This window comes from Vibrio kasasachensis (assembly GCF_050337565.1).
GTDB classification, from domain to species: Bacteria; Pseudomonadota; Gammaproteobacteria; order Enterobacterales; family Vibrionaceae; genus Vibrio; species Vibrio kasasachensis.
Genome location: NZ_JAKJTB010000010.1, coordinates 274,485 through 296,834 on the forward strand (window position 1 = coordinate 274,485; position 22,350 = coordinate 296,834).

Genomic DNA, 22,350 nt, shown 5'->3' on the forward strand with positions numbered 1-22,350 from the left:
AAAAACAAGCTTAGGTCTCAAGTTAGATGGACGAAAAAAACCGCAGGATATACCTGCGGTTTTCACATCTATTTCTAACGTTTATGCCGGCTCTTGAAAGATCACGTCATCCGCTTTGTTGGTGTATTCTTCCATCTTATGGAAGTTCAAATAACGGTATGTATCCGCAGCTGTTGCATCAATTTGCTTGGCATACTCTAAATATTCTTCCTTATTTGGAATCCTACCCAGAATTGCGCCTACCGCAGCAAGCTCAGCGGAAGCAAGATAAACGTTCGCGCCGTTACCTAAACGGTTGGGGAAGTTACGCGTAGACGTGGACATTACTGTTGCTTTGTCTGCTACACGAGCTTGGTTACCCATACACAGTGAACACCCTGGCGTTTCAATACGAACCCCAGCGCGACCAAAGATACCGTAATAGCCTTCTTCTGTTAGTTGATCTCGATCCATCTTGGTTGGTGGTGCAACCCATAAACGAGTATCGAGTTGACCATTGAACTTCTCAAGCAATTTACCTGCCGCGCGGAAGTGACCGATATTGGTCATACAAGAACCAATAAACACCTCATCAATCTGAGTGCCTTGAACTTCAGAAAGTAAGCGAGCATCATCAGGATCGTTAGGCGCACATAGAATTGGCTCATGGATGTCAGCAAGATCTATTTCAATTACGTGTGAGTATTCCGCATCCGCATCCGCTTCCATTAGCTCAGGATTTGCTACCCACTCTTCCATCGCAATAATACGACGCTCGATAGTACGACGGTCTCCGTAACCTTCAGAAATCATCCACTTAAGCATGATGATGTTCGAATTCAAGTATTCTTCAATCGACTCTTGAGACAGCTTAACGGTACAACCCGCCGCAGAACGCTCGGCAGACGCATCAGACAATTCAAATGCTTGCTCTACGCTTAAGTGCTCAACACCTTCAATTTCAAGTACTCGACCCGAAAATTCATTGATCTTACCTGCTTTTTCAACCGTCAATAAACCTTGTTTAATTCCGTAGTAAGGAATGGCATGGACAAGATCGCGCAGAGTAATCCCCGGCTGCATTTCGCCTTTGAAACGCACCAAGATAGACTCTGGCATATCCAAAGGCATAACACCGGTTGCCGCAGCAAATGCAACTAAACCAGAACCCGCTGGGAATGAAATACCAAGTGGGAAACGAGTATGCGAATCACCACCAGTACCGACAGTATCTGGCAGCAACATACGGTTTAGCCAAGAGTGGATAACACCATCACCCGGACGAAGAGAAACGCCCGCTCGGTTCATAATGAAATCAGGCAATGTGTGGTGCGTATTTACATCAATTGGTTTTGGATACGCAGATGTATGACAAAAAGACTGCATCACAAGGTCAGCAGAGAAGCCTAGACAAGCTAAATCTTTCAGCTCGTCACGCGTCATAGGGCCAGTGGTATCTTGCGAGCCTACTGTGGTCATTTTTGGCTCACAGTATTGTCCGGCACGAACACCTTCTACGCCACACGCCTTACCTACCATTTTTTGCGCTAAAGTATAGCCTTTGTCAGATGCTAAAGGATCAACTGGTTTAGCAAATAGATCGGTCTCTTCTAGATCTAGAGATACACGAGCACGGCTTGTTAGACCACGTCCAATGATCAGTGGAATACGACCACCAGCTCGAACTTCATCTAGAAGCACTTTACCGAGTTCAAAATTTGAAATCACAGAACCGTTTTTATGAACAACACCTTCATATGGGTAGATATCGATAACATCACCCATATTCATTTCTTGTACATTTAGTTCAATCGGTAGAGCACCTGAGTCTTCCATTGTGTTGTAGAAGATTGGCGCAATCTTACCGCCTAAACAGATACCACCAGTGCGTTTATTCGGTACATTCGGGATATCATCTCCCATAAACCACAGCACTGAGTTTGTTGCTGATTTACGTGAAGAACCAGTACCAACAACATCACCAACGTAAGCCAGTGGGATGCCATCTTTTTGTAGCTCTTCGATTTGGTTGATTGGACCAATGCTACCCGGTTGATCTGGGTTAATACCTTCACGTTCCATTTTAAGCATTGCTTTCGCGTGAACTGGGATATCAGGACGTGACCAAGCATCAGGCGCTGGAGATAAATCGTCAGTGTTCGTTTCACCAGTTACTTTAAACACTTTAACGGTGATTTTTTCAGCCACTTTCTCTTTAGAGGTGAACCACTCTGCATCAGCCCATGATTGAAGCACTTGTTGAGCATGAGGATTACCCGCTTTTGCCTTCTCTTCAACATCGTAGAAAGCATCAAACATGAGTAGTGTATGAGACAGTGCTTTAACTGAGATAGGTGCGAGCAACTCATCGTCAAGGAATTCAACGAGAGGCGCGATGTTGTAACCGCCCTGCATTGTACCAAGCAACTGAGCTGCTTTCTCACGACTCACTAATGGAGAAGTGACTTCACCTTTAGCGACAGCGGTAAGGAAACCTGCTTTAACGTAAGCAGCTTCATCAACACCTGGAGGAATACGGTTTTCTAGTAGGTCAAGAATAAATGCTTCTTCACCTTGTTGTGGGGTCTTTAACAGCTCAACAAGTCCAGCAACTTGTTCTGCGTCTAAAGGCTTCGGGACAACTCCTTCAGCGGCACGCTCTGCGACGTGTTTACGGTAGGCTTCAAGCACGACTTTTTCCTCTCATTGCGGTTTCTCCCCGATTTATGTTTATTGTAAAACATGAGGAGTAAACATCCTTGGAAACTTGGCTCTCCATTGCCATATTGTCATTGTTTTTCGACTGATAAACAGCGCCAGAGAGGCCAAACTGTGGGCGGTATAGTACCAAATTTAACGATAAATTAAAAACTCGTCATTTTGACCAACATAGCAACTTAAGACTAAAGTTCTATGGTTAGCGTACTAATTTTGCCAAGTACAAACGATTATTTGGGTAAAAACCAAATTTATATTCACTTATTTGAACGACGTACCCACTATCAAATACACCGAATCAAAATTATTTTCAGTACGCCCATAAGCAAAGGTGATTGGTCCAATAGGCGAATCAATCCCAGCAAATACTGAGCCAGCGGTATAGAGCGGCGCATCTGAAAGCCCGATATCAGGATCAGACCATACGCCACCGTACTCTATGGAAGCACCTAAGTAGAATGGTGAAGTAAATAGACCAAAATCATTGTCAAACCAACGATAACGGTAGACCAAACTGCCAAACACTTTATTTTTACCGATCAGGCTATTTCGGGGGATACCAGATAGCTGCAAAAAACCACCGATCTCTTGTGGATCGATAGGTAGAGTTGAGTTTTGGCTTTCAACCAACCCAGCTTCAATATTTGCGACCAAAGTATGGCGAGAAAAACTGGTTGCTGCAGTAAAAATACCACCAAGCTCATAAGAAACATCGGTTTCACTGCCCGCAAAAATGGAGGACTCATCACCTTCAGTTTTGTCTCGCGACACTAAATAGTTGAGATCAAGATAAATGCCTCGAGTTGGCAGATTGTAATTGTCTAACGTATCAATACGGTAGTTAGCAAAAATACCGTGGCGTTTGAAAGATACATCACCCAAAGAAGGAAGGGTTGAAAATAACCCATCACCATTGGTGTAACGCAAACCAATTTTAAACTCGCGCCATAACGTTTCTTGGTAGCCTAATGTCCATTCCGCGACCCACTCATTATAACTAACAGGGAGAAAGTCCTTAGTTGCCTCAAGACTGGTATCTTCAAAACCAGACAGTGGTGCATTTCGTTTTTGTTTACTGTATTCAAGACCAACGGTAGTAAACAGCTTTTGGTTAAATAAGAACGGGCTGTAAAACTCTGCTTCAACTAATTTATCGGTACCCACTTCAAGGTTAGTACGCAGCTCACCGCCATTTTGATTAATGTCTGTAAAGTTGGTTGAGACACCAATGGAGTATTGGCTATCCGTATTAAAATCATCTTCTAAAAAGAAACGAAAGTTCATGTAGTTTGGTCCCCATGACTTTTCATTCACATCGACGACAAGTACATCTTCTCCATCTTGTTCAGCATAGCGATAATTGATGAGTTCAAAACGATCTAATGCGTAAAGATCTTGTATGCTCTGCTCAAGCTCTTTAGTGGTCAAAGCTCGTCCAGGTTCTAAATTCAGACGATTCTCTAATAAGGCATCACTGTAGTGAGTCATATTATTGATCACTACATCATTGATAACCGTCTCATCACCATACTTTAGCTGCTTACGCGCGGCTTGTTTCGTATCAACATAGCGTTGATAGTCGGCACTGCTTAATGCCAGTGACTGGAGGCGAGATTGCTGATCCATGGCGATACGCAAACCTTCACGATACGCCTCAGGCATTCGATCAAATTCTGTGGTTTCCATATCACCAACTTGTGGTCGCAACAGGAGATCTTTCTCAGTCAAAGTATCAGCTTGTAGATTGGTGCTGCGACGAACTAAGTAGTTAGATAACTGATCAGCTATCGTTAGCAGATCGGTGAATTCTTCTTCTTGCTTGTAATCAGTACTGATATCAACTGCAATAACCACATCAGCGCCAAGTGTACGCGCGACATCAACAGGCATATTATTAGTGACACCGCCATCAACCAATAATCGCTCACCAATACGATAAGGAGGGAGAACTCCCGGCACAGACATGCTTGCCATCATGGCATCAACCAGATAACCATGGTCGATGACAACAGGCTCTAGTTCAATAATATCCGTTGCAACAGAACGATAAGGAATAGCTAAATCATTAAATGAAGCAAAAGCCGGAAGGTTGCCAGTGGTTTCACGCAAAATACGCAGCATACCTTGTCCTTGTACTACCCCTCGCGTGCCCTTAATGCCGCCCCAATCAATACCAATGTCGGTGGTTAATTGATAACGATCTTCATACTCTTTGTCACGCACTCGACGCTGGCTACGATCCACACGATCTCGATAGCCGTTATTCCAATCGACACTGATAATAAACGCTTCAATTTCATCGGCACTCATGCCCGTCGCATACAAACCACCGACATAGGCGCCCATGCTGGTTCCGGTAATGAAATCTACCGGAATATGCATTTTCTCCAAGGCTTTCAGCACACCAATATGAGCTGCGCCTTTCGCACCACCACCAGCGAGTACCAGAGCGACTTTAGGTCGTTCAATTTCGGACGGCTGCTGTGCAGCTACTACGCCAGTTGCAACAAACGAAACTATCGTCAATAACAGGCCAAGCTTTTTCAACGGTGACATTTCCTTGTTCATTCGCCCGTCATCTTAGGGCTTATTGGTAACCTACCAGGTAAAAATTTTCTTCAGCCAATCAGCGGGTTGGTTACTACACTCTTTCTGCAACTTACCATGTTCATCCCAAACTGGCAGCTTAAAATTATTATCGCAATCAAGTGCTAAGCCACCATCAGACATTTTAGAAAATCCGATCGTAGAGATACCTTTTGGCCAAGGTAAAAGCAGCTTGCTTGGAATACGATGCTGCAAGTACTCTGCATAAACGCGTAACGCTCCACTTGAACCAGTTAATTTAGTGGTTTTATTGTCATCTCGTCCTAGCCAAATCGTGGTAACTTCTCTGCCATCAATACCAACAAACCAACTGTCTTTGGTGTCATTACTGGTGCCCGTTTTACCGGCCAACGCCGCAGAGGCGAACTGATTGTTTAGATATCGTCCGGTACCTTCAGCCACGCCACGCTTCATCGCATAAGTAGTTAACCAAGCGGCCCGTTGGTCAACTGTTTGCTTGGCAACTGGCAACGATTGGTAAAGTACGTTGCCTTCCATATCCACAACAGATCGCAATGAAGAAAGCTTCGCTTGTTTACCCGAGTTGGTCAAAGTCTGATACATCTGAGCCACTTGAAAGGGCGTCAAGCTGAATGAGCCAAGGAACATCGACGGTACTGGGCGGATCTCTTGCTTATCAACACCCAACTTCTCAAACGTATCCATCACATTAGGAATACCAAGCTGCATGCCAAGCTGAACGGTAGGCACGTTGAGAGATTTAGCCAATGCGATATAAAGAGGTACATCTCCACGATACTTTCGGTCATAGTTACGTGGCGACCAAACATTACCTTTCGAACCTTTCAGGCTAATAGGCTTATCGTGTAGCGTCGTAGCTAGATTGTAACGCTCTGGTTGTTGCAGTGCGGTTAGATACACGGCCGGTTTGGCTAATGAACCTATCTGACGACTGGCATTGAGCGCTCGGTTAAAGCCATCATAGCCAGTGCGTTTACCACCGACCATGGCGCGGATTTCGCCACTATGACGATCAACAGCGATAGCCGCACCTTCCAACTCTTTACCTGCAACCTTAGCCAACTGTGGGATCTTCTTCTCTATCGCTTTTTCCAATTGATGCTGAGAAACTGGATCGAGTGAAGTAAAGACTTTAAGCCCTTTATCCACTTCAAATGCACTGCCCACTTTTTCTTTCAGCTCAATATTAAGCTGCTGAAAGTATGCAGGCTGACGGCTCGCAATGCGCGGATTATCTTGGATATCTAAAGGACGGCTCGCAGCATGATCAAATTCGCTCGAGGTTAAATAACCTTGTTGCATCATCAAGCGTAGCACTAAGTCGCGACGTTTTTTCGCACGTTCAGGATAGCGGACTGGATTGTAGTAAGACGGACCTTTCACCATCCCCACTAGCAATGCCAATTGATCAATTCGCAGCTCTTGAATTGGCTGACCAAAGTAAAGACGCGCAGCTAAGCCAAACCCGTGCACGGCTTCACCGCCACTTTGCCCGAGGTACACTTCGTTGAGGTACGCTTCTAAGATACGATCTTTGTCATAACGGTAATCTAAGATAATCGCGATATAAGCTTCTCGAATTTTCCGCCATAAGGTGCGATCACTGGTCAAAAACAAGTTTTTAGCTAATTGCTGAGTTAAGGTGCTCCCCCCTTGCACTGTGCGACCCGCTTTGATGTTCACAACCATGGCACGAGCAATCGCGAGCGGCGAGACACCATCATGTTTATAAAAGTCGCGATCTTCGGTAACCAGTAGAGCATCAACCATCAACTCTGGGAACTGTTCACGACGCAAGAACAAGCGTTGCTCATCACGATTTTTCTCCAGCATACCGAGCATCTTAGGCTCTATTCTCAAGTATCCAAGATCGCCAGTTCTTTCCAAAGATTGGATTCGATTTAAGCCGGAACGATCAAAATGCAGCATCACATGACGATCAGGTTCAGGTCCATCAGTGAACTCAAAAGGACGCCGAATTAGTTCAATTCTAGTCGAGGAAGATGAGTATTCCCCCGGATATTTTGGCTGGTTAACTTTACGATAATTAAGTACATCCAGCTCATTCCGCACCTCTTTAATGTTAATTTCATCACCGGGTGCAAGGTTTAAAATTCGCGCATAGACCACCGTAGGCAACTCGAATAACTGCCCTTCAAATTTCTGTTCTACTAGGCTGTTGAGATAGATGCCAATAAATGACATGACCGAAAACCCGATCAATGCAAGCTTCCAACTAATTCCCCATAGCGTTTTCAACCAAGACTTGCTGCCTTTAACCGGCGGCTTTTTTCTTGGGTTTGATTTACTGCGCTTAGCCGTTTTTTTGGCTGCGGGTTTACGTGGTGTTTTACTGGTTTTATTCGTCATGGCTATTGATTGAGCTGCCTCTTGGTTTTGGTGGTAGCAGTATGATTAGCCGGATCGTCCGGCCAAACGTGCTTAGGATAACGACCTTTCATTTCTTTTTTAACTTCTTGGTACGATCCTGACCAAAAACTTGCAAGATTACTGGTACGTTGCAGTGGGCGATGAGCAGGTGAAAGCAACTCTAACACTACGGTTTTTTGTCCTAGTGCAACAGTCGGTGAACTGTGTTCACCAAACACTTCTTGCATGCGAACAGACAACACTGGCTCATGCCCAACTTGATACACAATTTTCTTCTGTGTTCCTGTTGGTAATTGGAAATGCGTTGGCAACCACAGATCAATCTCTTGATTGAGTGGCCAGCCTAAATACGCCAATAACGCTTCACGAACATTAACCTGCTTAAGTGATTTGGCGGTGGTTATGCCAACCAAATAAGGCCCCAGCCATTGTTCCAAATTCTCCAATAATGCAGCTTCATCAAACTGTGGCCATGTCTGCTCAGGCATCCATTGACAACCACAGCGAATACGGTCCAATAGCTCTTTGGTTGCATTACTCCAATTTAGGCACGCTAATCCTTGTCGGCGCACGTAGTTTAACAGTGCTTCGGTTATCTTTTCTGCTGGCGGTTGTGCAAGAGCACGGGTCTCTACCACCAAACGCCCCCAATATACGCGTTCTTCAGCAACTAATCGCCCACGCTTATCATCCCAATCCGCGATTTCTGAGTGAATAAATTTATCACTCAATTGATGTCTCAGTTGATTGATGTCCACTTCCGCCGCGAGATGAATGAAAGCCGAATCGCCATGGCTGCGTATCAAATCAATCGCGACAACGTAATCGCAATCAGCCAATGGTTCATTAGCTCTCATTTTTGCGCCATGACTATTAGCAAGTAAAAAGCTTTCCCCCTGAGAACGACGTTGAGCAACCCGATCAGGAAACGCCAGAGCTAGCAATATAGCGACTAAACGTTCATCAACATCAGACAATACAAATTTACTCTTTAGCTTGCTCGCTAAACTTTGTGCTCTTTGTTGTACTAGCTTCTGCTTGCTGTGTTTATTGGCTATAAAACGCTGCACGCTGTGAGAAAAGTCCAACACATTGCGCTCTGGCTCTTCAATCAGTGCAGCAATAACAATCGCGGTATTGACCCAATCCTTATTATTGCTCGCTTGTACTAGCATCGAACTGATGCGTGGCTCCAACCCCAACTGCTGCGCTCTCTGTCCCATTGCGGTTAACTGAAACATCTCGTCCATTAATCCTAAAGAGAGCAACAACGCCCGAGCCTGAGCCAAAGAACTCCTTGCTGGTACATCTAACCATTTTAAATCGTTTGCATCACTGCACCCCCATTGTGCAAGTTCCATTGCCAATGGAGCTAAATCAGAATGCAATATTTCTGCGCTTGGTACGTAAGGCTGCTGGTTTAACTGGCTTTCACTATACAGACGCACACAGATACCAGGCTCTACCCGCCCCGCTCGTCCGGCTCTTTGCTCTGCCGATGATTGTGCAATACGCACTTGTTCCAATTTAGTAATACCTGTTTTTAGATCAAACTTCGCCACACGCTCTAAACCAGAATCCACCACTAATCGAATCCCCTCAATCGTCAAAGAAGTTTCAGCAATATTGGTGGCGAGTACAATTTTGCGCTTGTTCTTCGCAGCCGGTTGGATGGCAGCTTGTTGCTGATTAAAGTTCAACTGCCCATATAAAGGACAAACCTCAATGTCAGCCGCAAGATCGGTTAAACGTTCTTGAACTTGATGGATACTGGCAACTCCGGGTAAAAAAGCCAACAACGACCCCGATTCACTCTGCATCAAATTCTGAATTTGTTTTGCCATCGCATCAACAAAACGTTCGTTCGCTTTTAAGGCTTGATAACGAAATGCCACCGGAAAACTACGCCCATGGGATTCAATATAATGTGCATCGGGCATTAATCGTGCGAGCGCTTGCTGCTCCAGCGTGGCGGACATCACCACTAGCTTTAAATCCTCTCGCAACGCTTCTTGAATCTCTAAACAAAGCGCTAATCCCATATCGGCATGAATGCTGCGCTCATGAAATTCATCAAAAATGATCAAATCAACACCATTAAGCTCTGGATCGCTCTGGAGCATTCGCGTCATGATACCTTCAGTAACGATCTCTAATTGCGTCACTGAGCTGACTTGACTCTCACCTCTAATCCGATAGCCAACCCGCTCCCCCACAGACTCGCCCAATTGCTCAGCCAAATAGCGAGCTATATTGCGCGCCGCCAATCGACGCGGCTCTAGCATCACTATTTTCCCTTTAACCACACCTTGCTTAATTAATTGCAGAGGGAAATAGGTTGACTTACCGGCTCCGGGCGCGGCTTTAAGTATTAATTGACAATAGTCGCGCACGCCTGAGATGAGCTCAGACATCACGCCTTCAATGGGCAATTGTGACAATGGGAAAGCCTTATGATGTAATGTTGGCAACATTGTACATAAAACCAGTCCTAGTCCTAAATGAAGTTTGAACCTAGCCTACAATCAGCTACTTTAATTAAACGCTATAAACGATTTTTAGCCGACATTACGTTTGAAGATGGAAGCGAGCGTACTATTCATTGTGCCAACACTGGCGCAATGACTGGTTGTGCTGACTCCGGTAATCGAGTGTGGTTTTCAACGTCTGACAATCCCAAGCGTAAATATCCAAATAGCTGGGAGTTAAGCGAAACCAAAGCCGGGCACCGGATATGTATCAACACCGCCCGAGCTAACCAGTTAGCGGTAGAAGGCATTGAACAAGGTGTTATTCGTGAGCTTCAAGGCTATAACCAATTACGCACTGAAGTAAAATACGGTAGTGAAAATAGTCGGATAGATATCTTGCTTGAAGATCAGACTCGCTCAACCTGTTATGTCGAGGTCAAAAGTGTAACGCTGTTGGATCAACAACATAATGGGCAGGGTTATTTTCCAGATGCAGTCACGACAAGAGGTCAAAAGCATCTACGCGAACTAACCGAGATGGTAAAAAATGGTAGTCGATCAATACTTTTATTTATTGTTTTGCATTCAGGTATTGAAAAAGTATCGCCGGCACACCATATAGACGCCAACTATTCACAATTACTGAAAATAGCGACTGAACAAGGGGTGGAAATTTTGTGCTACAAAGCGAAAATTTCCGAAAGTGGGATTGAGCTCGTAAAGGCTGTCGATTTCAGTTATCGCAGCTAAAAAATGATGCAGTCTTCACATAGGCGTTAACTTTACTCAACAGTATTTGCCTCCCAAAGTTCTTTTTGCTATAGATACCCGCCTTAAATTAGCTGCTCAAGCAGTTGACTAGGTGTTAGTAGGAGATGCGGCATGCCAGAATTGAAAAAAAAAGCGATAGGCATCCTAGCCATTGCTGGTGTTGAACCATATCAAGAAAAGCCAGGTGAAGAATATATGTCACCTGAGCAAATGGCTCACTTTAGAAAGATTTTACAAGCTTGGCGCAACCAGCTCAGAGAAGAAGTTGAGCGTACTGTGCACCATATGCAAGATGAAGCGGCAAACTTTCCAGATCCAGTGGACCGTGCTTCTCAGGAAGAAGAATTCAGCCTAGAACTACGCAACCGAGATCGTGAACGTCGCTTGATCAAGAAGATTGAAAAAACGTTAAGCAAGTTAGAAGACGAAGATTTCGGCTTTTGTGAATCTTGTGGTGTTGAAATCGGTATCCGACGTCTAGAAGCTCGTCCTACAGCTGATCTTTGTATCGACTGTAAAACTCTTGCCGAGATGAAAGAGAGACAGATGCAAGGTTAATTCATTGCAGATGACTATTTAAAAGGGAGCCTTAAAGCTCCCTTTTTGGTTTTTCACTAGTTTCAACCGCAATTTGGTGCATCTATGACATACATTGGTCGCTTTGCTCCGTCACCTTCTGGACCACTCCATTTCGGCTCTTTAGTTGCAGCCTTGGGCAGTTATTTTCAAGCCAAAGCCAACCAAGGAACATGGCTTGTTCGTATTGAAGACCTTGACCCACCAAGGGAAATGCTTGGTGCATCCGAACTGATTCTACACACTTTAGAGGCTTTTCAATTAAAGTGGGATGGCGAAGTTATTTATCAAAGCCAGCGCCATCACTTATATCAGCAGCAGATCGATGCTTGGATTGCTTCGGGTCAGGCCTATTTCTGCCAATGCACCCGCAAAGAAATTAAGCAAAGTGGCGGTCACTACCTTGGTACATGCCGCGATAAAAAACTAACTAATGATAATTCGATGGCAACGCGCTTACGTATGACAGAATCAATCTATGAATTTGTCGACCAAAAGCATGGCTTATTGAACATTCCCAAAACACTGGCAGATGAAGATTTTATTATCAAACGTCGTGATGGCTTATTTGCTTATAACCTTGCCGTCGTATTGGACGATATTGCTCAAGGTGTCACGGAAGTAGTTCGTGGGGCCGATTTAATTGAACCAACAGGTCGCCAAATAAGCTTATATAAAATGTTAGGAAAACAACCTATTAGCTATTTGCACCTACCACTAGTACTGGGTGATAATGGTCAAAAGTTGTCAAAGCAAAATCATGCCCCTGCGATTGATAATCTCAACCCCAAACCAGCTTTATTAGCAGCCATGCAGTTTTTAGGTTTTGAGTTGGATCACGATGTTGCTAGCGCCTCCCTTGCCGAAATCATCGCTTGGGGAGTAAAAAATTGGCATATTTGTCAGCTACCAAATACTACCGAGATCACACCAAGATTCTCAAATCGTCCTTGGTAAGCTATCATTAGCCGAAAATTCGCCCTATGGCCTCAGAATTCAGATGGAAGCAGAGCCGGTTTAAAGACCGTGTTTTGCCAAAAGCACATGAATAGAAACGATTATGCACCAAGCGAGACAATCAGCTTTCCTGAACTCGCTCTAAATATACTAACTCGTCAAGAGCACAATATTTCGCGCAAGCAAATCAGTGATAATGCACTGAAGGTGCTTTATCGACTTAATGGCGCTGGCTTTGAAGCTTATCTTGTAGGAGGCGGTGTTCGCGATCTATTGCTTAGCCAAATCCCAAAAGATTTTGACATTGCGACTAACGCAACCCCTGAGCAAATTCGCCAATTATTCAAAAACTGCCGCCTTATCGGTCGCCGTTTTCGTTTGGCCCATATTATGTTTGGGCGAGATGTTATTGAAGTTGCGACCTTCCGTGGTCATCATCAAGAACCAAGCAAAAATGTAGCGATGCAATCGAAAGAAGGCATGTTGCTGCGTGATAATGTTTACGGCTCTATTGACGAAGATGCTGAGCGCCGAGACTTCACGATTAACGCGATGTATTACAACATCGCCAACTATGCGATCCACGATTACGCTGGCGGCATTGAAGATCTCGAAGATAAGCTAATTCGATTGATTGGCGACCCTGATACTCGCTACCGCGAAGATCCTGTTCGCATGCTGCGAGCGATCCGCTTTGCCGTCAAACTCGACTTCGATATCGAAGAAGACACAGCAGCGCCGATCGAAGAACTCTCGCACCTACTTAAAGAGATCCCTGCGGCTCGACTTTACGAAGAGTCGCTGAAAATGCTGCAGACAGGTCATGGTCTGGAAACCTATCATCTCATGCGTGAATACAATCTGTTCCAGCAATTATTCCCTGCTGTATCAGAATTTTTCACCGAAGGTTACGCATCAAAAGCCGAGCAAATGCTGGACTTAGTCCTCGATTCTACAGACATCCGAGTAGAAGAAGGCAAGCGCATCAACCCTGCATTCATGTTTGCGGCGATGTTGTGGTACCCACTACTCGCCAAAGCGGACGAGTTGATGGAATCTCGTAACCTATGTGATTACGACGCCGTAATGGAAGCAAGCAACTACATTCTTGATGAACAAGTGCGTAGCATTGCTATCCCTCGTCGCCACACGGCAACAATTCGTGAAATTTGGCAGCTACAGATGCGTTTACCGCGTCGCAGTGGTAAACGTGCATTTCGCCTTATGGAACTCAATAAGTTCCGCGCGGGTTTCGACTTCCTTGAAATGCGTGGCGAAATTGAAGGGGGTGAAACTCAGCTGTTGGCTAAATGGTGGAATACCTTCCAAAATGCAGGTCGCAATATGCGCCAAGCGATGGTTGCCGATCTTGATGATAGCTCGTCAGACAAGCCGAATACGCGCCGTCGTAAAAACAACAATAGAAATAAACGAAACTTCCGTAAGAGTAAAAGTGAATCATGATCACCGTTTACATCGCGGTTGGTAGCAATTTAGCAGACCCAGTCACGCAAGCTAATGCGGCCATTGATGCTTTGAAATTGCTACCAAAATCTAAATTTATAAAGGCTTCAAAGCTGTACAGTAGTACACCTATGGGGCCTCAAAATCAGCCCGACTACATCAATGCAGTCGTGGCGATTGAAACTGAATTAACGCCCCTAGAATTGCTCGATTGCACACAAACTATCGAGCTTGAGCAGGGTCGTGTGCGTAAAGAAGAGCGCTGGGGCCCAAGAACCTTAGATCTAGATATCCTACTTTACGGCAATAAACAGATCGATTCTGAACGATTGGTTGTTCCACATTATGGGATGCGCGAAAGAGAATTCGTCCTCTACCCGCTTACGGAAATCGCACCAGATTTAATCCTCCCTGATGGAACTGCGTTATTACAGTTACTTGAAAAAGTCGACCGTAATGGGCTAAGCGTTTGGCAATCATAGCCAGATCCTCGTAAGGAAATAAAATGAAAAAAATCACTATCAACGACCTAATGAAATGGAAACAAGAAGGTCGTAAATTTGCTTCTTCTACTGCATATGATGCAAGTTTTGCTCAACTATTTGAACAGCAAGAAATGCCGGTTCTTTTAGTGGGTGACTCCTTAGGCATGGTATTGCAAGGCGAATCAAGCACATTACCAGTAACGGTTGACGACATTGCTTACCATACGCGCTGTGTACGCGTTGGTAGCCCAAATTGCTTATTGATGGCTGATATGCCATTTATGAGCTACGCCACCCCTGAGCAAGCTTGTGAGAGCGCAGGCAAGCTAATGCGTGCTGGTGCCAACATGGTTAAGATTGAAGGTGGCGACTGGTTAGTTGATACCGTAAGAATGCTGACAGAACGAGCTGTACCTGTGTGTGCTCATCTAGGTTTAACACCACAATCAGTCAACATTTTTGGTGGTTTTAAGGTACAGGGTCGCGAACAGGACAAAGCAGATCGCATGGTACGTGATGCATTAGCTCTACAAGAAGCTGGCGCGCAAATCGTACTGCTCGAGTGTGTACCACAAGAGCTTGCCGCTCGCATTACTGAGGTACTCGATGTCCCTGTCATTGGTATTGGCACTGGTAATGTGACCGATGGGCAGATTCTAGTTATGCACGATATGTTCGGAGTTGCAGCAAACTACATGCCTAAGTTTTCTAAAAACTTCCTTGCTGAGACTGGTGACATGCGCACAGCAGTAACTAAATACATTCAAGACGTGGAAACTGGCGCTTTCCCTGGCGAAGCTCATACGATTGCCTAAAGGAGCACATCATGCATACATTTGCTGAGGTTTCGGCTCTTCGCGAGCAGATCAAACAGTATAAGCGTGAAGGTCGCAAAATCGCTTTTGTACCGACGATGGGTAATTTACACGAAGGTCATCTCACTCTAGTACGTAAAGCACGCGAACAAGCGGATGTTGTTGTGGTGAGCATCTTTGTTAACCCAATGCAGTTTGAGCGCGTTGACGATCTTAATAGCTACCCTCGTACACTTGATGACGACTTAAGCAAGCTCAACGGTGAAGGGGTTGAACTAGTATTCACACCAACACCTGAGACTATCTACCCAGAAGGATTAGATAAGCAAACATGTGTTGAAGTTCCGGGGTTATCCAGCATGCTTGAAGGTGCTTCACGTCCTGGTCATTTCCGTGGTGTGTCGACTATCGTCACTAAGCTGTTCAATATTGTTCAACCTGACGTTGCCTGCTTTGGCGAGAAAGATTTTCAACAGCTCGCTATCATTCGAAAAATGGTAGATGACTTAGCTATGGACATCGAGATCGTCGGTGTCGCTACCGTTCGTGAAATGGACAGCTTGGCCATGAGTTCTCGTAACGGTCTACTCACTATTGATGAACGTCAGCGAGCCCCAGTTTTGGCTCGTACTATGCGTTGGATTAGCAGTGCTATACGTGGTGGTCGTGATGATTACGCATCAATCATTGAAGATGCGAGTGATCAGTTACGCGCAGCTGGTTTACAGCCAGATGAAATCTTTATTCGCGATGCTCGAACACTACTGCCTGTTAGCACTGAAACTATCCAAGCGGTGATTTTGATGTCAGCCTTCTTAGGCAAAGCACGCCTTATAGACAACCAAACTGTTGATATGAATGCGGACGGCGAAGATAGCTCAGATTAGAGCTGGTTGTTGTTATGTTGTACTAAGCAATATAGCAAAATAGCGATGTAGTAAAATAGAAAAAAGGGTTGGCACAGTGCCAACCCTTTTCGTTTTATGAACGTAAACCAATGCCTTTGGTCACCAGATAATGGGCAACGCTATACAGCGCAATCACAAACACCGTCAATACCGCAAACGAGGTACCAATTCCCACGTCTGACACTCCCAAGAAACCATAGCGGAATGCGTTAACCATATAGACAATCGGGTTGATTTTCGATACACCTTGCCAAAACTCAGGCAGCAAGCTGATTGAATAAAATACCCCACCAAGGTAGGTCAATGGCGTAAGTATGAAGGTTGGGATAATCGAAATATCATCGAAAGTTCTCGCATAGACAGCATTGATTAACCCTCCGAGCGAGAAAACCACAGAAGTCATAAATACCGTGGCGATGATAATGCCCCAATGCTCAACTTGAAGATCAACAAATAGCAACGAAACGAACGTCACAATGGTACCGACCAAAAGACCACGTACCACCCCGCCCATCACAAAACCTAAGATGATGACGTAGTTTGGTACGGGCGCAACCAGCAATTCTTCAATATTACGCTGGAACTTGGCGCTAAAAAACGACGATGCAACATTGGAATATGAATTGGTGATCACCGACATCATAATCAAACCCGGCACTATGTATTCCATGTAACTAAATCCGCCCATCTCACCGATTCGAGAACCAATTAAGTTACCGAAAATGATGAAGTAGAGTGTCATAGTGATCGCTGGTGGCACTAAAGTTTGTACCCAAATACGGGTAAATCGATTAATTTCTTTGGTTAACAAGCTAACGAAAGCCGTCCAATACAGTTGATACATTAGCCCTCACCCCGCGTCTGCTGTTGAACAATACTGACAAAAAGCTCTTCTAAACGGTTGGCTTTATTGCGCATCGACATGACTTGAATGCCTTTTTCCGTCAACTGGTTAAATACATGATTCAACCCTTGTGTTTTCTCAACTTCAATTTCTAGTGAGCCATTGATTAATTGCTGAGAAACGACACCATCTAATTGAGGTAGATCGCCTTCTCCAACAATATCTAGAATAAAGGTTTCGACATGCAGTTTGGAAAGCAGTGCTTTCATTGATGTATTTTCAATTAACTCACCACGGTTAATGATGCCGATATTGCGACACAGCATTTCCGCTTCTTCCAAGTAGTGCGTCGTCAGAATAATGGTAATACCTTGATCTTGGTTTATCTCTTTTAGAAATTCCCACATCGAGCGACGTAACTCAATATCAACACCAGCCGTTGGCTCATCCAAGATCAAGAGATGTGGTTCATGCATTAAAGCACGAGCGATCATCAAGCGGCGCTTCATACCCCCAGAGAGATTACGCGCTTGCTCTTTACGCTTTTCCCATAAGTCGAGTTTGGTTAAATATTTCTGTGCACGCTCTTTTGCGAGTGATTTAGAGACACCATAGTAACCCGCTTGCTGTTTCACGATTTGCTCAACCGTTTCAAATTGGTTGAAGTTAAATTCTTGTGGTACTAAGCCGATGTTCTGTTTAGCAAGCTCTAAGTCAGTATCAATATCAAAACCAAAGACTTTCACTTGCCCCGAAGTTTTATTTACCAATGAAGAAATTACACCAATCGTGGTCGACTTCCCGGCACCATTAGGACCAAGTAGGGCATAAAAATCCCCTTTTTTAACATTGAGGGTTATTCCTTTTAGGGCCTCAAAGCCACCTGCATAGGTCTTACGCAGTTGGTTAATTTCTAATGCGTACATAAATACTCGTTATCTTTTCGTCACCATTTTAAATATAAATAGTAACTGACATGCTCAATTTTCACTTAGTTTATCGTCGAGTGACGATGATTACAATTAAACCTTTCGATTTTTTTCGAAATATAATTTTTACTCGAGCTTATCCTACAGACATAAAAAAGCGCCGCTGATTAATAACCAGCGACGCGACATTCAAGGTATCAGTCGGTTAGATTGAATAGGCTTGATGCTCTTCGTTATCAACATGCTTAATGGCAGCACGCAAAGCCTCATAGCGAAACGCATAAGTATTCTCTATCGGTACAAGATCCAATATATGAAACTTCTCAAGCTGCTGCCAAATCTGCTTGTTTGGACACAATAAGTACACTGCACAGTTGGCATCTAGCGCATCATTAATTGCATTTTCCAGCGCGAGACCAACCGTTACGTCGATCATAGGCACATCAGTTAAATCAAGAATCATCGCCTCGTAGTCAGCAATGCTTGAGTGCTGACGTGAGATCGCCTTCGATACACTAAAGATCATTGGTCCGGATAAATAGAAAAACAGCACTTTACCGTTTGCTTTATCAAGCAATGCTCGTTCACTATCGGTGAGAGGCACATCATCTTCATCCGCATCACTGATCGCCTTCACTTGGCGAGCCTGCTCTCGGCTTAAGCGCTCAATGATAATGATATTAGAAATAAATACGCCAAGACCAACCGCAGCAATTAAGTCGACAAAGACCGTCAGCATCATTACACCGTACATAATGGCCATGCCTTGCACGCTCACTTTGTGCGCCCGTTGAATAAAACTCCAATCGAGAATGTTGAACCCCACGTAAACCGCTATGCCAGCCAATACAGCCATTGGAATCGGCTCAGTCAAGCCACCCGCGACCAATACCACCAGCGCGAGCATTAATGCTCGAATGACACCAGATAACGGCGAGCGAGCACCAACCTGAATATTGGTGACAGTTCCCATCGTTGCGCCTGCTCCTGGCAATGCGCCAAAGAGACCGGAGATCATATTCGCTAGACCTTGTCCGCGTAACTCTTTATCCGAGTCATGTTCCTTTCGCGTCAACGAGTCTCCTATGACGGCGGTCAGCAAAGTATCAATACAACCTAAAGTACCGAGTACTAATGCATCTATTACCATGGTGGTAAACATTTCGGAGTTGATATGCGGTATCACCAACGAAGGCAAACCCGCCGGAATTTCACCAATACGACGAATAGAGTCACTATCAAATATGATCACCGATAGCAGTGTAACAGCAACCAATGCTACTAATTGAGCAGGGACATACTTGCGATATTGCTCAGGGAAGAAGAATAAAATTCCTAATGTCATAGCGCCAAGAAACAACTCACTAAATTTAATATTAGCGATTAAATCAGGAAGTGCCGATAAGGTACCTGAAACACCACCAGATGGCGCTGCATGCCCCAATAACGGCGATATTTGTAAGATGATAAGGATGACGCCAATCCCCGACATAAAGCCGGATATAACGCTATAAGGCATTAAAGTTATGTACTTACCTAGCTTTAAGGTGCCAAGTAAAATCTGAAAAGCACCTGCCATCATAACCACGGTAAAGGTCATCGCCATGCCAGTTTCTGGGTATTTTGCCATCATGCTGGTCAGTACGGCCGTCATGATCACCGTCATCGGACCCGTCGGCTCTGAAATAAGCGTTGAGGAACCACCAAACAAAGCGGCAAATAAACCCACCATGATCGCGCCCCAAAGACCAGCTTCAGCACCAGCCCCTGAGGCTACGCCAAATGCCAGTGCAAGCGGCAACGATATTATTGCAGTGGTAACACCACCAAAAAGATCCCCTTTAATATCGATGGTTTTAAAGCGCTCTCCGAACAACATCTTGATCCCTGTATTATGCAAAACGGTTTTGTTCACTGTAACAAATGTGTTGCACCAGTTAGAAGTGTTAACGAGCACTGATTCCTGCTTTGAAACATATTCACCACCTATTTAACCGCTAAGTTGACGTATTTCGGTGCATCAACTCGTCAGATGAGTGTATCAGAGCGTATTTTTTGGAGGATTGCATTTGTAACATTGTGTATATTGTCATCAGATACATTAGGGATATAAGTACCAAACATGCCAGAAATTAAACAGTTATTTAAAAATAACTCAAAATGGTCAGAGTCAATTCGCTCTGAAACACCTGAGTACTTTAACAACCTAGAGGAAGGACAAAACCCAGGGTTCCTTTGGATCGGCTGCTCAGATAGCCGAGTTCCAGCCGAGAGATTGACTGGTTTACACTCTGGTGAACTATTCGTTCATCGCAACGTCGCCAATCAAGTTATTCATACCGACCTCAACTGTTTATCTGTCGTTCAGTACGCTGTTGATGTACTTAAAATCAAACACATAATTGTATGCGGACATTACGGCTGTGGTGGCGTTAACGCGGCTATTGATAACCCTCAACTTGGACTTATCAATAACTGGTTACTACACATTCGTGATCTTTACTTTAAGCATCGTACCTATCTCGATAGCATGCCTATTGAAGACCGTGCTGACAAACTGGGTGAAATTAACGTCGCGGAGCAAGTCTACAACCTAGGCAACTCAACTATCATGCAGAATGCATGGGAGCGTGGACAAGAGGTGGAGATACATGGCGTTGTCTATGGCATTGCCGATGGGAAATTGGAATACCTTGGCGTTCGCTCATGCTCAAGAGATTCTGTTGATGCTTCTTATAAAAAGGCAATGGAAACGATTTTAAATCCAGAACAAAAACTACTTTGTCGATAGTTTCTTCATTGCAAAAATAAAAAACGCCCGCAGAAGTGGGCGTTTTTTATTTTGAACGAAATATTAATCGAGTGGGACAACTCGGCCAATATAAGGTAGGTGACGATATTTTTGTGCGTAATCGATACCCACACCAACAACAAACTCGTCAGGAATCTCAAAACCAATCCACTTCACTGGAACATCAATCTCACGACGACTAGGCTTATCCAACAATGTACAAATTTCGATCGATTTAGGTTCGCGTAGCGACAATATTTCTTTCACTTTAGCCAGTGTATTACCCGTATCAATAATATCCTCAACCAGTAAAACATCTTTGCCTTTTATGTCGTCATCTAAATCTTTCAAAATGCGCACATCACGTGAGCTTTTCATGGTATTACCATAACTAGACGCTGTCATGAAGTCGACTTGATGAACCAATTCAATGCTACGCGCTAGATCTGCCATAAATACAAATGAGCCACGTAATAGCCCTACCAACACGACATCTTCACTACCTTGATAGTGCTCAGTGATCTGCTTGCCTAGTTCACGTACACGTTTCTGAACTTCCTGCTCAGAAATCATTACTTCTACTGTATGTTTCATACCATTCTCGTTTGTCGTTTCAGCATCTAAGTAATAGTAGTTCAGGCGCTGACAAATAATTTTTTTTGAGGGCGTAGTCTAACATCGCTGCTAGTAGAGAAAAAACCTTAACCAATGAGATTTCATTTCTCCCCCTTAAACAACATGACCTCTCGCACGTTACTAACAAAAGTGATTATTAAACATACCGAATTTATTGACCTCATCCATATGCACCATTACACTCATAAACGCAATATCTAATGTATAAAATAATTATTAGGGCAAAGCCCAATCTACCTCGAAATTGCTCCCACTATTGTCTTGGTATGTTTTTCTTTTTGAGCCGTTTAGGAAAACAAACGCCAAGTAATATCGAGCGCATGGAAGGTAACAACTCAATTGGCAAGGAATTAATTAATGGACTCTATAGCAAAAAGACCGAGAACTCGTCTTTCACCCAAAAAACGAAAACAGCAGTTAATGGACATCTCTCTAGAGGTGTTTGCACGTCGTGGTATTGGTCGTGGTGGTCACGCCGATATTGCTGAAATTGCACAAGTTTCAGTTGCCACTGTATTCAACTACTTCCCGACTCGCGAAGATCTCGTCGACGACGTACTTAACTACGTTGTTCGTCAATTCTCTAATTTCCTGTCAGACAACATTGATCTTGATCTGCATGCGAAAGAGAATTTAGCAAACATTACCAGTGCAATGTTGGGATTAATTGCTGAAGATAGCCATTGGCTGAAAGTATGGTTCGAGTGGAGCGCATCGACGCGTGATGAAGTGTGGCCGCTATTTGTTAGCACTAACCGCACTAACCAACTTCTCGTTAAGAATATGTTTATTAAAGCGATGGAACGCGGCGAAGTATGCAATGATCACGACCCTGCCGATCTTGCGACTCTTTTCCACGGTATCTGCTACTCACTGTTCGTACAAGCAAACCGTACCCGAGAGCATAGTGATTTAGTTAAATTAGCAGACAGTTACTTGAACATGCTATGCATCTATAAAAACGAAGAACACTAATTATTTAATGAGTCCAATTTGGATTCTGCCGATAGTCAATGTCGGCGTGTA

The 22,350-nt window shown here is 44.2% G+C and carries 17 protein-coding genes; 9 read left to right on the forward strand and 8 right to left on the reverse strand.

What is annotated here, in order from left to right; translation table 11 throughout:
• Positions 1 to 81: 81 nt before the first annotated feature.
• The 4 genes from acnB to hrpB all read right to left on the reverse strand — a co-directional run bounded on the left by acnB (position 82) and on the right by hrpB (position 10,151).
• A complete protein-coding gene (gene acnB, locus L4C38_RS06100; protein ID WP_428796647.1) occupies positions 82 to 2,670 on the reverse strand; it encodes a bifunctional aconitate hydratase 2/2-methylisocitrate dehydratase in 2,589 nt (862 codons plus the stop codon).
• A gap of 288 nt (positions 2,671 to 2,958) precedes the next feature.
• A complete protein-coding gene (locus L4C38_RS06105; RefSeq protein WP_428796648.1) occupies positions 2,959 to 5,253 on the reverse strand; it encodes a patatin-like phospholipase family protein in 2,295 nt (764 codons plus the stop codon).
• Between the two features lie 42 nt (positions 5,254 to 5,295).
• Complete coding sequence (gene mrcB / locus L4C38_RS06110) at positions 5,296 to 7,656, reverse strand: penicillin-binding protein 1B (RefSeq protein WP_428796649.1); 2,361 nt, start codon at positions 7,654 to 7,656, stop codon at positions 5,296 to 5,298.
• A 2-nt stretch (positions 7,657 to 7,658) separates the two neighbouring features.
• Positions 7,659 to 10,151 carry an ATP-dependent helicase HrpB gene (hrpB, locus tag L4C38_RS06115; RefSeq protein WP_428796650.1) on the reverse strand — a complete coding sequence of 831 codons (2,493 nt, stop codon included), beginning with the start codon at positions 10,149 to 10,151 and terminating at the stop codon, positions 7,659 to 7,661.
• Positions 10,152 to 10,178: 27 nt separating this feature from the next.
• Between hrpB and sfsA the strand changes: the two genes are divergently transcribed.
• From sfsA to panC, 7 genes are all read left to right on the forward strand, one after another.
• Positions 10,179 to 10,898 (forward strand): DNA/RNA nuclease SfsA, encoded by a 720-nt coding sequence (gene sfsA / locus L4C38_RS06120; RefSeq protein WP_428796651.1) that lies wholly within the window; start codon positions 10,179 to 10,181, stop codon positions 10,896 to 10,898.
• Positions 10,899 to 11,030: 132 nt separating this feature from the next.
• A complete protein-coding gene (gene dksA, locus L4C38_RS06125) occupies positions 11,031 to 11,477 on the forward strand; it encodes an RNA polymerase-binding protein DksA (protein ID WP_428796652.1) in 447 nt (148 codons plus the stop codon).
• A gap of 84 nt (positions 11,478 to 11,561) precedes the next feature.
• Positions 11,562 to 12,452, forward strand: coding sequence for a tRNA glutamyl-Q(34) synthetase GluQRS (gluQRS, locus tag L4C38_RS06130; protein WP_428796653.1), 891 nt, complete (start codon positions 11,562 to 11,564; stop codon positions 12,450 to 12,452).
• Between the two features lie 87 nt (positions 12,453 to 12,539).
• Complete coding sequence (pcnB, locus tag L4C38_RS06135) at positions 12,540 to 13,916, forward strand: polynucleotide adenylyltransferase PcnB (protein ID WP_428796654.1); 1,377 nt, start codon at positions 12,540 to 12,542, stop codon at positions 13,914 to 13,916.
• A complete protein-coding gene (folK, locus tag L4C38_RS06140; RefSeq protein ID WP_428796655.1) occupies positions 13,913 to 14,398 on the forward strand; it encodes a 2-amino-4-hydroxy-6-hydroxymethyldihydropteridine diphosphokinase in 486 nt (161 codons plus the stop codon). The genes pcnB and folK overlap by 4 nt, the downstream gene beginning before the upstream one ends.
• 23 nt (positions 14,399 to 14,421) lie before the next feature.
• Positions 14,422 to 15,216, forward strand: coding sequence for a 3-methyl-2-oxobutanoate hydroxymethyltransferase (panB, locus tag L4C38_RS06145; RefSeq protein WP_428796656.1), 795 nt, complete (start codon positions 14,422 to 14,424; stop codon positions 15,214 to 15,216).
• 11 nt (positions 15,217 to 15,227) lie between these two features.
• Entirely contained in the window at positions 15,228 to 16,103 is an 876-nt protein-coding gene (panC, locus tag L4C38_RS06150) for a pantoate--beta-alanine ligase (protein WP_428796657.1), read from the forward strand.
• A 94-nt stretch (positions 16,104 to 16,197) separates the two neighbouring features.
• Here panC and L4C38_RS06155 read toward each other — a convergent pair whose 3' ends face one another.
• The 3 genes from L4C38_RS06155 to L4C38_RS06165 form a co-directional block, all read right to left on the reverse strand.
• Positions 16,198 to 16,968: an ABC transporter permease gene (locus L4C38_RS06155; RefSeq protein WP_428796658.1), complete on the reverse strand. Its 771-nt coding sequence runs from the start codon at positions 16,966 to 16,968 to the stop codon at positions 16,198 to 16,200.
• Complete coding sequence (locus L4C38_RS06160) at positions 16,968 to 17,894, reverse strand: ABC transporter ATP-binding protein (protein ID WP_428796659.1); 927 nt, start codon at positions 17,892 to 17,894, stop codon at positions 16,968 to 16,970. The genes L4C38_RS06155 and L4C38_RS06160 overlap by 1 nt, the downstream gene beginning before the upstream one ends.
• Before the next feature lie 208 nt (positions 17,895 to 18,102).
• Positions 18,103 to 19,776, reverse strand: a complete 1,674-nt coding sequence (locus L4C38_RS06165; protein WP_428796786.1) for a SulP family inorganic anion transporter — start codon at positions 19,774 to 19,776, stop codon at positions 18,103 to 18,105.
• A 243-nt stretch (positions 19,777 to 20,019) separates the two neighbouring features.
• On the opposite strand from L4C38_RS06165, the gene can reads away from it, so the two are divergent.
• Positions 20,020 to 20,688, forward strand: a complete 669-nt coding sequence (can, locus tag L4C38_RS06170; RefSeq protein WP_428796660.1) for a carbonate dehydratase — start codon at positions 20,020 to 20,022, stop codon at positions 20,686 to 20,688.
• Between the two features lie 63 nt (positions 20,689 to 20,751).
• Here the strand turns inward: can and hpt are convergent, their stop codons facing one another.
• Complete coding sequence (hpt, locus tag L4C38_RS06175; protein WP_428796661.1) at positions 20,752 to 21,282, reverse strand: hypoxanthine phosphoribosyltransferase; 531 nt, start codon at positions 21,280 to 21,282, stop codon at positions 20,752 to 20,754.
• Positions 21,283 to 21,681: 399 nt separating this feature from the next.
• Here hpt and L4C38_RS06180 point away from each other — a divergent pair, with 399 nt between their 5' ends.
• The gene (locus tag L4C38_RS06180) at positions 21,682 to 22,299 is read left to right on the forward strand and encodes a LuxR/HapR/OpaR family quorum-sensing transcriptional regulator (protein WP_428796662.1); all 618 of its coding nucleotides are present in this window, start codon (positions 21,682 to 21,684) and stop codon (positions 22,297 to 22,299) included.
• Positions 22,300 to 22,350: the final 51 nt, after the last annotated feature.

Coding starts and splice junctions, on each gene's coding strand:
- L4C38_RS06105 (WP_428796648.1), bottom strand. CDS start 5,253: ATGTCACCGTTGAAAAAGCTTGGCCTGTTATTGACGATAGTTTCGTTT.
- mrcB (WP_428796649.1), bottom strand. CDS start 7,656: ATGACGAATAAAACCAGTAAAACACCACGTAAACCCGCAGCCAAAAAA.
- hrpB (WP_428796650.1), bottom strand. CDS start 10,151: ATGTTGCCAACATTACATCATAAGGCTTTCCCATTGTCACAATTGCCC.
- sfsA (WP_428796651.1), top strand. CDS start 10,179: ATGAAGTTTGAACCTAGCCTACAATCAGCTACTTTAATTAAACGCTAT.
- dksA (WP_428796652.1), top strand. CDS start 11,031: ATGCCAGAATTGAAAAAAAAAGCGATAGGCATCCTAGCCATTGCTGGT.
- gluQRS (WP_428796653.1), top strand. CDS start 11,562: ATGACATACATTGGTCGCTTTGCTCCGTCACCTTCTGGACCACTCCAT.
- pcnB (WP_428796654.1), top strand. CDS start 12,540: ATGAATAGAAACGATTATGCACCAAGCGAGACAATCAGCTTTCCTGAA.
- folK (WP_428796655.1), top strand. CDS start 13,913: ATGATCACCGTTTACATCGCGGTTGGTAGCAATTTAGCAGACCCAGTC.
- panB (WP_428796656.1), top strand. CDS start 14,422: ATGAAAAAAATCACTATCAACGACCTAATGAAATGGAAACAAGAAGGT.
- panC (WP_428796657.1), top strand. CDS start 15,228: ATGCATACATTTGCTGAGGTTTCGGCTCTTCGCGAGCAGATCAAACAG.
- L4C38_RS06155 (WP_428796658.1), bottom strand. CDS start 16,968: ATGTATCAACTGTATTGGACGGCTTTCGTTAGCTTGTTAACCAAAGAA.
- L4C38_RS06160 (WP_428796659.1), bottom strand. CDS start 17,894: ATGTACGCATTAGAAATTAACCAACTGCGTAAGACCTATGCAGGTGGC.
- L4C38_RS06165 (WP_428796786.1), bottom strand. CDS start 19,776: ATGTTGTTCGGAGAGCGCTTTAAAACCATCGATATTAAAGGGGATCTT.
- can (WP_428796660.1), top strand. CDS start 20,020: ATGCCAGAAATTAAACAGTTATTTAAAAATAACTCAAAATGGTCAGAG.
- hpt (WP_428796661.1), bottom strand. CDS start 21,282: ATGAAACATACAGTAGAAGTAATGATTTCTGAGCAGGAAGTTCAGAAA.
- L4C38_RS06180 (WP_428796662.1), top strand. CDS start 21,682: ATGGACTCTATAGCAAAAAGACCGAGAACTCGTCTTTCACCCAAAAAA.